Annotated in this window: 13 protein-coding genes and 5 tRNA genes; all 18 read left to right on the forward strand. The window is 31.8% G+C overall.

Annotated features, from left to right (window positions below; translation table 11 throughout):
• Nucleotides 1-683, forward strand: a 683-nt coding sequence (locus tag ABY863_RS05760) for a ComEA family DNA-binding protein (protein ID WP_372793314.1), incomplete at its 5' end; no start/stop codon positions are given.
• A 28-nt stretch (nt 684-711) separates the two neighbouring features.
• Nucleotides 712-1,878 (forward strand): acyl-CoA dehydrogenase family protein, encoded by a 1,167-nt coding sequence (locus ABY863_RS05765; protein ID WP_372793315.1) that lies wholly within the window; start codon nt 712-714, stop codon nt 1,876-1,878.
• 146 nt (nt 1,879-2,024) lie between these two features.
• Nucleotides 2,025-2,222, forward strand: coding sequence for a 30S ribosomal protein S21 (gene rpsU / locus ABY863_RS05770; protein WP_299527151.1), 198 nt, complete (start codon nt 2,025-2,027; stop codon nt 2,220-2,222).
• 74 nt (nt 2,223-2,296) lie between these two features.
• Nucleotides 2,297-3,184, forward strand: coding sequence for a tyrosine-type recombinase/integrase (locus ABY863_RS05775; protein WP_372793316.1), 888 nt, complete (start codon nt 2,297-2,299; stop codon nt 3,182-3,184).
• A gap of 6 nt (nt 3,185-3,190) precedes the next feature.
• Complete coding sequence (hpf, locus tag ABY863_RS05780; protein WP_372793338.1) at nt 3,191-3,490, forward strand: ribosome hibernation-promoting factor, HPF/YfiA family; 300 nt, start codon at nt 3,191-3,193, stop codon at nt 3,488-3,490.
• 95 nt (nt 3,491-3,585) lie between these two features.
• Nucleotides 3,586-3,659: transfer RNA gene (locus ABY863_RS05785), tRNA-Thr, on the forward strand.
• A gap of 18 nt (nt 3,660-3,677) precedes the next feature.
• Nucleotides 3,678-3,758: transfer RNA gene (locus ABY863_RS05790), tRNA-Tyr, on the forward strand.
• Nucleotides 3,759-3,805: 47 nt separating this feature from the next.
• A tRNA-Gly gene (locus ABY863_RS05795) sits at nt 3,806-3,878 on the forward strand.
• Nucleotides 3,879-3,887: 9 nt separating this feature from the next.
• Nucleotides 3,888-3,959, forward strand: a tRNA-Thr gene (locus ABY863_RS05800).
• Between the two features lie 66 nt (nt 3,960-4,025).
• Nucleotides 4,026-5,210, forward strand: a complete 1,185-nt coding sequence (gene tuf, locus ABY863_RS05805) for an elongation factor Tu (protein ID WP_372793317.1) — start codon at nt 4,026-4,028, stop codon at nt 5,208-5,210.
• An 85-nt stretch (nt 5,211-5,295) separates the two neighbouring features.
• Nucleotides 5,296-5,368: transfer RNA gene (locus tag ABY863_RS05810), tRNA-Trp, on the forward strand.
• A 17-nt stretch (nt 5,369-5,385) separates the two neighbouring features.
• Entirely contained in the window at nt 5,386-5,574 is a 189-nt protein-coding gene (gene secE / locus ABY863_RS05815; protein WP_372793318.1) for a preprotein translocase subunit SecE, read from the forward strand.
• Between the two features lie 15 nt (nt 5,575-5,589).
• Nucleotides 5,590-6,141 (forward strand): transcription termination/antitermination protein NusG, encoded by a 552-nt coding sequence (gene nusG / locus ABY863_RS05820; protein WP_372793319.1) that lies wholly within the window; start codon nt 5,590-5,592, stop codon nt 6,139-6,141.
• 71 nt (nt 6,142-6,212) lie between these two features.
• Nucleotides 6,213-6,656, forward strand: coding sequence for a 50S ribosomal protein L11 (gene rplK, locus ABY863_RS05825; RefSeq protein ID WP_372793320.1), 444 nt, complete (start codon nt 6,213-6,215; stop codon nt 6,654-6,656).
• Between the two features lie 14 nt (nt 6,657-6,670).
• Nucleotides 6,671-7,360: a 50S ribosomal protein L1 gene (gene rplA, locus ABY863_RS05830; protein ID WP_372793321.1), complete on the forward strand. Its 690-nt coding sequence runs from the start codon at nt 6,671-6,673 to the stop codon at nt 7,358-7,360.
• Nucleotides 7,361-7,382: 22 nt separating this feature from the next.
• On the forward strand, nt 7,383-7,898 hold the full coding sequence (gene rplJ, locus ABY863_RS05835; protein WP_372793322.1) for a 50S ribosomal protein L10: 516 nt from the start codon (nt 7,383-7,385) through the stop codon (nt 7,896-7,898).
• 45 nt (nt 7,899-7,943) lie between these two features.
• Nucleotides 7,944-8,318, forward strand: a complete 375-nt coding sequence (rplL, locus tag ABY863_RS05840; RefSeq protein ID WP_372793323.1) for a 50S ribosomal protein L7/L12 — start codon at nt 7,944-7,946, stop codon at nt 8,316-8,318.
• Between the two features lie 119 nt (nt 8,319-8,437).
• Nucleotides 8,438-12,253, forward strand: a complete 3,816-nt coding sequence (gene rpoB / locus ABY863_RS05845; RefSeq protein ID WP_372793324.1) for a DNA-directed RNA polymerase subunit beta — start codon at nt 8,438-8,440, stop codon at nt 12,251-12,253.
• Nucleotides 12,254-12,293 lie beyond the last annotated feature (40 nt).

Genomic DNA, 12,293 nt, shown 5'->3' on the forward strand with positions numbered 1-12,293 from the left:
AAAATAAAACTTTAAAAATATATCCATTCAATCCAAATTTTATTACAGACTATAAAGGATATCAATTAGGAATGTCAATTCAAGAAATTGATAAACTAAATAGTTTCCGAAAAAGCGGAAATTATATTAATTCTATAGAACAATTTCAAAAAATTACAAATGTTAATGATTCTATACTAAATGCAATTAGCCCATATTTTAAATTTCCAGAATGGGTAACTTCTAAAAAATCCAATTCCAATTATAAAAAGGAATTTATAAATACTGTTAATAAAGTAATTATAAAACAAGATATAAATTTGGTTCAAGCTTCAGATTTAAGAATTGTAAATGGAATAGGAGAAAAATTATCCAATAGAATTATAGAATACAGAACTAAATTACAGGGATTTTCTTTTAATAGCCAATTGTATGAAGTTTGGAATTTAGATAAAGAGTTAGTTAATAAATTACTGCTATACTTTGACGTAATGGAAAAACCAAGAATAGAAAAGTTAAATATTAATGAAGCAACTTTTAAACAACTACTTTCCATTGTTTATATTGATTATGAACTTACCAAAAAAATAGTCAATTATAGAGATGAAGTTGCTGAAATTCAAGAGATTGAAGAGTTGAAAAAAATTGCAGATTTTCCTGTAGAAAAATTCGACAGAATAGTCCTATATTTGGAAGCTAAATAATTATAATAATTTAAAGCTACTTCCCATAATGAATAGTATGTATTTTACAGAAGAACATAACGCATTTAGACAAAGTTTTCAAGATTTTTTACAAAAAGAAGTAGTTCCTCACATTGATAAATGGGAAGAAACAGGAACTATTGAACGTTTTATCTGGAAGAAATTTGGGGAAATGGGTTACTTTGGTTTAAATTCTCCTGAAGAATATGGTGGATTGCAATTAGATTTTTTTTATACAGTTATATTTCTAGAAGAACTTCAGAAAATTAATTCTGGAGGTTTTGCTGCAGCTATGTGGGCACATGCATATTTAGCAATGTCACATGTTGAAAAAGAAGGAAGTGAAAGAATAAAAACAGCATACCTAACTCCAAGTATTCATGGAGAGAAAATTGGTTGTTTATGCATTACCGAGCCATTTGGAGGATCAGATGTTGCAGGGATGAGAACAACAGCTGTTAAAAAAGGAGATACTTATGTAATTAATGGTTCAAAAACATTTATTACCAATGGTGTTTATTCTGATTATTTAGTAGTAGCAGCAAAAACTGATACAACATCTAGGGATAAAGGAATGAGTATTTTTATTATAGATAGAGATACATTAGGGGTTTCAGCAACTAAGTTAAATAAACTGGGGTGGAAAGCCTCTGATACAGCTGAAATTGCTTTTGATAATGTGGTAATTCCTGCGGATAATTTAATGGGAGAGGAAGGAAAAGGATTTTCATATATTATGAGTCGTTTTGCTTTAGAACGTTTAGTGATGGGTATTAATGCGCATGCTAGAGCAGAATATGCTTTAGAATACGCATTACAATATATGTCTGAAAGACAGGCTTTTGGGAAAACTCTAAATAAATTTCAGGCTTTAAGGCATAAAGTAGCTGATTTGGCAAGTGAGGTTGAAATGTGTAAAGAGTTTAATTATTCTATTGCAAAAAGATTAAACGAAGGACAATATATAGTGAAAGAAGCTAGTATGTCTAAATTATTGTCAACTAAAATTGCAGATACTGTTATAAATGAATGTTTACAGTTGTTAGGTGGTTATGGTTATATGGAAGATTATCCAATGGCAAGGCTGTTAAGAGATAGTCGTTTAGGACCTATTGGAGGAGGGACTTCAGAAATATTAAGAGAAATTATAGCTAAAATAGTAATTGATAAGAAAGAATATAAGCAGTCTAAATAGACTGTAAACGAAATATTATTTATAAAATTTTATTAAGAGGAATTTTAATAAGATTTTTTTATTTTAAAGATACTCAATAAAATAAATAGTTATATATTTGCAGTCCTAAATAAAAAAGGAACAAGTTTGAAAGGAGGTGCCAAAATATGTTAATTATACCAGTTAAAGACGGAGAGAATATAGATAGAGCGTTAAAACGTTACAAAAGAAAATTTGACCGTACAAAAACAATGAAGAACCTACGTAGCCGTAAACAATTTGATAAACCTTCAGTTGTAAACCGTGCGCAAAATATAAAAGCTCAGTATGTTCAGAAATTAAGAACAGCAGAAGAGCAAGGTTAATTTTTAGCCAAAACAAATAAACCGTTAGTAATTACAAATAACAATTCGTAAATTTGTATACTAACGGTTTTTTTATGCCTATACATTCTTTTTTAAATTATTTAGCGCTAGAAAAAAAATATTCTAAGCACACCACTACAGCTTATCTAAATGATTTAAATGCATTCCAAACTTTTTGTAATAAAGAATATGACAACCAATGTATTGTTGAAGTTAATTATGCTCAAATTAGAAATTGGATTGTTAGCTTAGTTGAAGCAGGTATTTCAAACCGATCAATTAACAGAAAAGTTTCTTCCTTAAAATCTTTTTATAAATTTCTTCAAAAAACAAAAGAAATTGAAAGTAATCCTTTAAATAAACACAAAGTTTTAAAGGTTGCTAAACAAGTTCAGCTGCCCTTTTCAGAAAAAGAAATAATAAATGCACTTAACTTATTAGATGAAGAGGTTAATTTTGAATCAATTCGAAATAAATTAATAGTTGAATTATTGTATTCAACAGGTATGCGAAGAAGCGAATTAATAAATATAAAAATTATTGATTTAGATTTCGCAAATGAGATTGTTAAAGTGTTGGGAAAAAGAAATAAAGAACGATATATTCCGTTATTAAAGTCAGTCCAAAAAACCTTAATAAACTATATTGAAGTTAGAAACGAAATTAGTACTAATTTATCCTACTTATTTATTACAAAAAAAGGAAAAATAATGTACGATACACTTGTGTATCGGGTAATAAATATATATTTTAGTAAAGTGTCAACAAAAGTAAAAAAGAGTCCTCATATTATTAGACATTCTTTTGCAACACATCTATTGAATGAAGGTGCTGATTTAAACTCAGTTAAAGAATTGCTTGGGCATTCTAGTTTAGCATCAACACAGATTTATACCCATAGTAGTTTGGGTAAATTAAAGGAAGTATATAACCAAGCTCACCCAAGGAGCCAAAAAAACTAATTTATGATGAAAATAAATGTACAGTCAGTTAATTTTAATGCCGATGCAAGTCTTATTGATTTTATTGAAAAAAAATTAAATAGTTTAGATAAATATTACGATAAGATAGTTGATACGGAAGTGTTTTTAAAGGTTCAACAGACAAGTGATAAAGAAAATAAATTTGTTGATATTAAATTAAATATTCCAGGGAATGAATTAGTAGTTAAAAAGCAATCTAAAACCTTTGAAGAAGGTGTTATGTTAGCCGTTGATTCACTGAAAATAAAGTTAACAAAAGAGAAGGAAAAAATAAGGATAAAATAAATTAAAAAAATAATTAGAAAAGTTTTGTTTAAATTTAAAACTTTAATACATTTGCAGTCCGTTAGAAATAGCGGACTTCTTTTATGGAGTAAAAAGCCGATGTAGCTCAGCTGGCTAGAGCAGCTGATTTGTAATCAGCAGGTCGTGGGTTCGAGTCCCTCTATCGGCTCAGGTCTTTGAAAAGAATGGTGAGATACTCAAGTGGCCAACGAGGGCAGACTGTAAATCTGCTGCGCAAGCTTCGAAGGTTCGAATCCTTCTCTCACCACATTTAATTTATAGCAATATAAATTAAAGAGAAAATGAAATAAAATTGCGAGAGTAGCTCAGTTGGTAGAGCTTCAGCCTTCCAAGCTGACTGTCGCCGGTTCGAGCCCGGTCTCTCGCTCATTTTTTGGCCGGTGTAGCTCAGGGGTAGAGCGTTTCCTTGGTAAGGAAGAGGTCATGGGTTCAATTCCCATCATTGGCTCAAGTATAAATAAAATAGAATTGAATTTAACACTATATATAACTAAGATTTAAAAATTAAATAATCATGGCAAAAGAACATTTTGATCGCTCCAAACCACATTTAAACATTGGTACTATTGGGCACGTTGACCACGGTAAAACAACCTTAACTGCTGCAATTACTATGGTATTGCACGAAAAAGGTTTTTGTGAAGTAAAAAACTTCGACCAGATTGATAATGCTCCTGAAGAAAAAGAAAGAGGTATTACAATTAATACTGCTCACGTAGAATATGCAACTGCTAATCGTCATTACGCTCACGTTGACTGTCCAGGTCACGCGGATTACGTAAAGAACATGGTAACTGGTGCTGCTCAAATGGATGGTGCAATTATCGTTGTTGCTGCAACAGATGGTCCTATGCCTCAAACAAGAGAGCATATCTTATTAGGTCGTCAGGTAGGTATTCCTAGATTAGTTGTATTCATGAATAAAGTGGATATGGTTGATGATGAAGAACTATTAGAATTAGTAGAAATGGAAATTAGAGATTTATTATCATTTTATGATTATGATGGTGATAATACTCCTGTTATTCAAGGTTCTGCTTTAGGTGGATTGAATATGGAGCCTAAATGGGTGGAAAAAATAATGGAATTAATGGATGCTGTTGATTCATGGATTGAATTACCAACTCGTGATGTTGATAAACCATTTTTAATGCCTATTGAAGATGTATTCTCAATTACAGGTCGTGGTACTGTAGCAACTGGTCGTATTGAAACAGGTGTTGCTAATACTGGTGATGCAGTAGAGATTATTGGTATGGGAGCTGAAAAATTAACTTCTGTAGTAACAGGTGTTGAAATGTTCCGTAAAATATTAGATAGAGGTGAAGCTGGAGATAACGTAGGAATCTTATTAAGAGGTATTGCAAAAGAAGATATCAAAAGAGGTATGGTAATTTGTAAACCTAAATCTGTAACTCCTCACGCACATTTTAAAGCTGAGGTTTATATCCTTAAAAAAGAAGAAGGTGGTCGTCACACGCCATTCCATAATAACTACCGTCCACAGTTTTACGTACGTACAACTGATGTAACAGGTACTATTCAATTACCTGAAGGAGTTGAAATGGTAATGCCAGGTGATAACCTTACTATTACTGTTGAATTACACCAAGCAATTGCATTAAATGTAGGTTTACGTTTTGCAATCCGTGAAGGAGGTAGAACAGTAGGTGCAGGTCAAGTAACAGAATTATTATAGAGTTGTTATACCTTAATTAATATAGTTAACACTAAAGGTGCTTTTGTTTTATAAAGCACCTTAATGTGTTAATAATGTGGTAAATACGGGTGTAGCTCAGTTGGTAGAGCACTGGTCTCCAAAACCAGGTGTCGGGAGTTCGAGTCTCTCCACCCGTGCAAAATAATATAAAGAAATGAATTTAGTTAATTATATAAAAGACTCATTTGAAGAGTTACGCAATAAAGTATCTTGGATTTCATGGGAAGAAGCTCAAAAATCTACTGTTGTTGTAGCTATTTTTACAATATTATTTGCTTTGGCAGTATTTCTTGTAGATAAAGTATTTCAAGCAGGTTTAGGAGAATATTTTAAATTATTTTAATTACTAAGATTTAATATGACTGATTCTGTTAAAAAATGGTACGTAGTTAGAGCTATAGGAGGGCAAGAGAATAAAGTAAAAACTTATATTGAAAATGAGATTGCTCGTTTAGGAATGACTGATTATGTTGATAGAGTATTAGTGCCTACAGAAAAAGTTATTCAAATACGTAATGGAAAAAAAATACATAAAGAACGTGTTTATTTTCCAGGCTATATAATGATTGAGGCTAATTTGAGTGGTGAGTTACCACATGTTATTAAATCAATAACTGGTGTAATTGGATTTTTAGGGGAAGTTAAAGGAGGTGATCCTGTTCCTATGAGAAAATCTGAAATAAATCGTATGCTTGGTAAAGTTGATGAGTTATCAGTTCAAAATGATAATGTAGCTATACCTTATGTTATTGGTGAAACAGTAAAAGTAATTGATGGTCCATTTAATGGTTTTGATGGTACTATTGAAAAAATAAATGAAGAAAAGCGTAAACTTGAAGTAATGGTTAAGATTTTTGGAAGAAAAACACCATTAGAATTGAGCTATATGCAAGTAGATAAAATTTCATAATTGTTACAGTAATTTGTGATGTTATAGATTCGCTTCCAATGAATGTATAATTTCTAATTTAAGATTAAAAAATGGCAAAAGAAGTATTTAAGGTTGTAAAATTACAAGTAAAAGGAGGAGCGGCAAATCCGTCACCACCAGTTGGACCTGCTTTAGGAGCTGCCGGAGTTAATATTATGGAGTTCTGTAAGCAATTTAATGCTAGAACTCAGGACAAACCAGGTAAAATTTTACCAGTAGCAATTACTGTGTATAAAGATAAATCTTTTGAGTTTGTTGTTAAAACTCCACCAGCAGCTGTGCAAATTTTAGAAGCAGCTAAAGTAAAGAAAGGTTCACCAGAACCTAACAGACAAAAAGTAGCTACAGTTTCTTGGGATCAATTGAAAACTATTGCTGAAGATAAAATGGTAGATTTAAATGCATTTACTATTGAATCTGCTACGTTAATGATGGCAGGGACAGCACGTTCAATGGGTATTAAAGTAAGTGGAAAAGCTCCAATTAAACAATAAAACAGTTATTAAAAATGGCAAAATTAACTAAAAAGCAAAAAGTAGCGTATGGTAAGGTTGATAAAAATCAATCTTATTCGTTGAAAGATGCTTCAGCTTTAGTAAAAGAAATTACTTCTGTAAATTTTGATGCATCTATTGAGTTAGCTGTTAGATTAGGAGTAGACCCTCGTAAGGCAAATCAAATGGTTAGAGGAGTGGTAACATTACCTCATGGAACTGGTAGAGATGTTAAAGTTTTAGCATTAGTAACACCTGATAAAGAAGCAGAAGCTAAAGAAGCAGGTGCTGATTATGTTGGATTAGATGAATATCTTCAAAAGATTAAAGATGGTTGGACAGATGTAGATGTTATAATTACTATGCCTAGTATAATGGGTAAATTAGGTCCTTTAGGTCGTATTTTAGGACCAAGAGGTTTAATGCCTAACCCAAAAACTGGTACTGTAACTATGGATGTTGCAAAAGCGGTTACAGAAGTAAAAGCTGGTAAGATTGACTTTAAAGTTGACAAAACAGGTATTGTTCATGCCGCTATTGGTAAAGCATCATTTGAAGCTGACAAAATTACAGATAATGCTATAGAATTAATTCATACTTTATTGAAATTAAAACCTACGGCATCTAAAGGTACATACGTTAAAAGTATTTACTTATCAAGTACAATGAGTCCTGGTGTAAACGTTGAACCTAAATCAGTATAATTAAAGTTAAAACTTAGTAATTATGACGAGAGAAGAAAAATCACAAGTAATAGAAGCTTTAACAACACAGTTAACTGAAGGTAATATTATATATCTAGCTGACATCTCAGGATTAAATGCTTTAGAAACATCTAATTTACGTAGAGCTTGTTTTAAAGCAAATATAAGACTGGCTGTTGTTAAAAACACACTGCTTGAAAAAGCAATGGAAAAATCTGATAAAGATTTTGGAGAATTACCATCTGTATTAAAAGGAAATACATCTTTGATGTTTTCAGATATAGGGAATGCTCCTGCTAAATTAATTAAAGAATTTCGTAAGAAATCTAAATTACCTCTATTAAAAGGAGCTTATGTTGAACAATCAATCTATGTTGGTGATGACCAATTAGATTCATTAGTAAGCATTAAATCTAAAGAAGAGCTAATAGGAGATATTATTACAATATTACAATCACCAGCTAAAAATGTTATTTCAGCATTACAATCTGGAGGTAATAAATTATCAGGAATTCTGAAAACTTTATCAGAAAAATAAATAAGTGCACTAATAAACTAAATAATAAAATTTAAACAAAGAGAAATGGCAGATTTAAAAGATTTCGCAGAACAACTTGTTAACTTAACAGTTAAAGAAGTAAATGAGTTAGCTAATATTTTAAAAGACGAATACGGTATTGTACCAGCAGCAGCAGCAGCAGCAGCAGGTCCAGCAGCAAGCGGAGACGTTGAAGCAGAAGCAGAGCAAACTGAATTTACAGTAATTTTAAAAGCAGCAGGTCAATCTAAATTAGCAGTTGTTAAATTAGTTAAAGAACTAACTGGTTTAGGATTGAAAGAGTCTAAAGAAATTGTAGATAGCGCACCAGCACCTATTAAAGAGGGTATAACTAAAGATGAAGCTGAAGGATTAAAAGCGGCATTAGAAGAAGCAGGAGCAGAAGTTGAGCTTAAGTAAGCTTTAACATCTAAAACAATTTAAGGTTTAGGTCTTGGGGTAATCCTTAGACCTAAACCATTTTGCGTATATATTCGTTCTTATAATTTAATAGTTTTTTTAACTTAAAGTTTTGTCCATTGGCCACTAAACAATTCACCGAAAGAATAAACTTTGCATCAGCGAAATTGGTAATGGAATATCCAGATTTTCTAGATATTCAAGTAAAATCGTTTCAAGATTTTTTCCAATTAAAAACAAAAGCTGACGAACGAAGTACCGAAGGATTATATAAAACCTTCCTTGACAACTTCCCTATTTCAGATACTCGAAACAATTTTGTATTAGAGTTTATAGACTACTTTGTTGATCCACCAAGATATTCCATTCAAGAATGTATTGAAAGAGGTTTAACTTATTGTGTGCCTTTAAAAGCACGTTTAAAATTGTACTGTACAGATCCTGAGCATGAAGATTTTGAAACCATAGTTCAAGATGTATATCTAGGTACTATACCTTATATGACTCATAGTGGTACTTTTTGTATCAACGGGGCTGAGAGAGTTGTTGTTTCTCAACTACATCGTTCACCAGGAGTATTCTTCGGACAGTCATTCCACGCAAACGGAACAAAATTATATTCAGCAAGAGTAATTCCTTTTAAAGGTTCTTGGATTGAGTTTGCAACAGATATCAATCAAGTAATGTATGCTTATATTGATAGAAAGAAAAAATTACCTGTAACTACTTTGTTTAGAGCAATTGGTTATGAAAGAGATAAAGATATTCTTGAAATTTTTGATCTTGCAGAAGAGGTTAAAGTTTCAAAAAGCGGTCTGAAAAAAGTTTTAGGAAAAAAATTGGCTGCACGTGTATTAAAAACGTGGTTTGAAGATTTTGTAGATGAAGATACTGGAGAAGTAGTTTCTATTGAAAGAAATGAAATAGTTTTAGATAGAGATACAATTTTAGAAAAAGAACAAATTGATGAAATAATTGAGTCTGGAGCAAAAAGCATTTTACTTCATAAAGAAGATAATGAAATGGGTGATTATGCAATCATTCATAATACTTTGCAAAAAGATCCAACAAACTCTGAGAAGGAGGCTGTTGAACATATTTACAGACAATTACGTAATGCTGAACCGCCAGATTTTGAAACGGCAAAAGGTATTATTGATAAATTATTCTTCTCTGAACAACGTTACAATTTAGGTGAAGTTGGTCGTTATAGAATGAATAAAAAGTTAAACTTAAATGAAAGTATAGACCAAAAAGTTTTAACTAAATTAGATATTATTACTATTATTAAAAACTTAATAAAATTAGTAAATTCTAAAGCAGAAGTTGATGATATTGACCATTTATCTAACCGTCGTGTACGTACAGTTGGTGAGCAATTAGCTAGTCAATTTGGTGTTGGTCTATCTCGTATGGCACGTACGATTCGTGAGCGTATGAATGTTCGTGATAATGAAGTATTTACTCCAATTGATTTGATTAATGCTAAGACTTTATCATCAGTGATAAATTCTTTCTTTGGTACAAACCAGTTATCTCAATTTATGGATCAAACAAATCCATTAGCCGAGCTTACACATAAAAGAAGATTATCAGCATTAGGACCTGGAGGTTTATCTAGAGAAAGAGCTGGTTTTGAGGTTCGAGATGTTCACTATACTCATTATGGGCGTTTATGTCCAATAGAAACTCCTGAGGGACCAAATATTGGTTTAATTTCATCTTTGGCTGTTTTTGCAAAAGTTAACAATTTAGGGTTTATAGAAACTCCTTATAGAGAAGTTTTAGGTGGTAATGTAAATATTACTGATGAACCTAGATATTTAAGTGCTGAAGAAGAAGAAGGGATGAAATTTGCGCAATCAAATCTTCCTTTAGATGAATCAGGTAGATTTGTATCTGAAAAAGTAATTGTACGTGAAGAAGCAGATTATCCAGTAGTTGAAGTTGAAAAAGTTAACTTTATGGATGTTGCTCCTAATCAAATTGCTTCAATTTCCGCCTCATTAATTCCATTTTTGGAACATGATGATGCTAACCGGGCATTGATGGGATCGAATATGATGCGTCAAGCTGTACCTTTAATGAAACCAGAATCCCCAATTGTTGGTACTGGTTTAGAGCGTAGAGTTGCAAAAGATTCACGTATTTTAATGAATGCTGAAGGACCTGGTGTAGTTGAATATGTTGATGCAGATACCATAGAAATTAAGTATGATAAAACTGAAGAAGAGCGTATGGTAAGCTTCGACAGTGATAGTAAAACATATAACTTAATTAAGTTTAGAAAAACCAATCAAGGAACTTCTATTAACCTTAAACCAATTGTTAAAAAAGGGGATAGAGTTGAAGAAGGACAAGTGCTTTGTGAAGGTTATGCAACCCAAAAAGGTGAATTGGCTTTAGGAAGAAATATGAAAGTAGCCTTTATGCCTTGGAAAGGGTATAACTTTGAGGATGCAATTGTAATTTCTGAAAGAGTTGTAAAAGAAGATATTTTTACTTCTATCCATATTGATGAATATTCAATGGATGTAAGAGACACTAAATTAGGTGCAGAAGAATTAACAAACGATATTCCAAATGTTTCTGAAGAAGCTACTAAAGATTTAGATGAAAATGGAATGATCCGTATTGGAGCTGAAGTAAAACCTGGTGATATTTTAATTGGTAAAATTACACCAAAAGGAGAATCAGATCCAACACCTGAAGAAAAATTACTAAGAGCTATTTTTGGTGATAAAGCAGGTGATGTAAAAGATGCTTCTTTGAAAGCTTCTCCATCTTTAAGAGGGGTAGTTATTGATAAAAAGTTATTTGAACGAGCAGTAAAAGATAAATCTAAAAGAGCGCAAGACAAAGTTAGTATTGCGAATTTAGAAAGTAAATATACTGCTAAGTTTGAAGATTTACGTACGGTTTTAACTGATAAACTATTTACACTAATTAGTGGTAAAACTTCACAAGGAGTTTTAAATGATTTGGGTGAAGAAATTCTTCAAAAAGGTAAAAAGTTTACCTTAAAAATGCTGAATTCAGTTCCTGATTTTGCTTATTTAACTCAAGGAGTTTGGACAACTGATAGTCATACAAATACATTAGTAGTTGAATTAATCCACAATTACAAAATTAAAGTAAATGATTTACAAGGAAGTTTACGTCGTGAGAAATTTACAGTTTCAGTTGGAGATGAATTGCCAGCAGGAATTTTAAAATTAGCGAAAGTTTATATTGCTAAAAAACGTAAATTAAAAGTAGGTGATAAAATGGCAGGACGTCACGGTAACAAAGGTATTGTTGCTCGTATTGTTCGTCAAGAAGATATGCCATTTTTAGAAGACGGAACTCCGGTTGATATTGTTTTAAATCCACTAGGTGTACCTTCACGTATGAATATTGGACAAATTTATGAAACAGTTCTTGGATGGGCTGGTCAAAAATTAGATAAAAAGTATGCAACACCAATTTTTGATGGAGCAACTATTGATCAGATTAATGAAATAACAGAGGAAGCAGGCGTACCACAATTTGGACATACCTACTTATATGATGGTGGAACAGGAATGCGATTTGATCAAAAGGCAACAGTTGGAGTTATTTATATGATTAAATTAGGTCATATGATTGATGATAAAATGCACGCACGTTCAATAGGTCCTTACTCATTAATTACGCAACAACCACTTGGGGGTAAAGCACAATTTGGAGGTCAGCGTTTTGGAGAGATGGAAGTTTGGGCACTTGAAGCATATGGTGCATCAAGTACTTTAAGAGAAATCTTAACAGTAAAATCTGATGATGTTTTAGGTAGAGCTAAAACCTATGAGGCTATTGTAAAAGGTGATCCTATGCCAGAACCAGGATTACCAGAATCATTTAACGTTTTAATGCACGAGCTTAAAGGTCTTGGATTAGACGTTAGATTAGAGGAATAACAACAAAGGGATAGCTAAGAGGTTTGTCCTCTTAGCTATT

This window comes from Lutibacter sp., from assembly GCF_041562875.1.
Taxonomy (GTDB): Bacteria; Bacteroidota; Bacteroidia; order Flavobacteriales; family Flavobacteriaceae; genus Lutibacter.

Bases quoted from the DNA above. Each gene is read 5' to 3' on its own strand.
- ABY863_RS05765 (WP_372793315.1), top strand. From the start codon at position 712: ATGAATAGTATGTATTTTACAGAAGAACATAACGCATTTAGACAAAGT.
- rpsU (WP_299527151.1), top strand. From the start codon at position 2,025: ATGTTAATTATACCAGTTAAAGACGGAGAGAATATAGATAGAGCGTTA.
- ABY863_RS05775 (WP_372793316.1), top strand. From the start codon at position 2,297: ATGCCTATACATTCTTTTTTAAATTATTTAGCGCTAGAAAAAAAATAT.
- hpf (WP_372793338.1), top strand. From the start codon at position 3,191: ATGAAAATAAATGTACAGTCAGTTAATTTTAATGCCGATGCAAGTCTT.
- tuf (WP_372793317.1), top strand. From the start codon at position 4,026: ATGGCAAAAGAACATTTTGATCGCTCCAAACCACATTTAAACATTGGT.
- secE (WP_372793318.1), top strand. From the start codon at position 5,386: ATGAATTTAGTTAATTATATAAAAGACTCATTTGAAGAGTTACGCAAT.
- nusG (WP_372793319.1), top strand. From the start codon at position 5,590: ATGACTGATTCTGTTAAAAAATGGTACGTAGTTAGAGCTATAGGAGGG.
- rplK (WP_372793320.1), top strand. From the start codon at position 6,213: ATGGCAAAAGAAGTATTTAAGGTTGTAAAATTACAAGTAAAAGGAGGA.
- rplA (WP_372793321.1), top strand. From the start codon at position 6,671: ATGGCAAAATTAACTAAAAAGCAAAAAGTAGCGTATGGTAAGGTTGAT.
- rplJ (WP_372793322.1), top strand. From the start codon at position 7,383: ATGACGAGAGAAGAAAAATCACAAGTAATAGAAGCTTTAACAACACAG.
- rplL (WP_372793323.1), top strand. From the start codon at position 7,944: ATGGCAGATTTAAAAGATTTCGCAGAACAACTTGTTAACTTAACAGTT.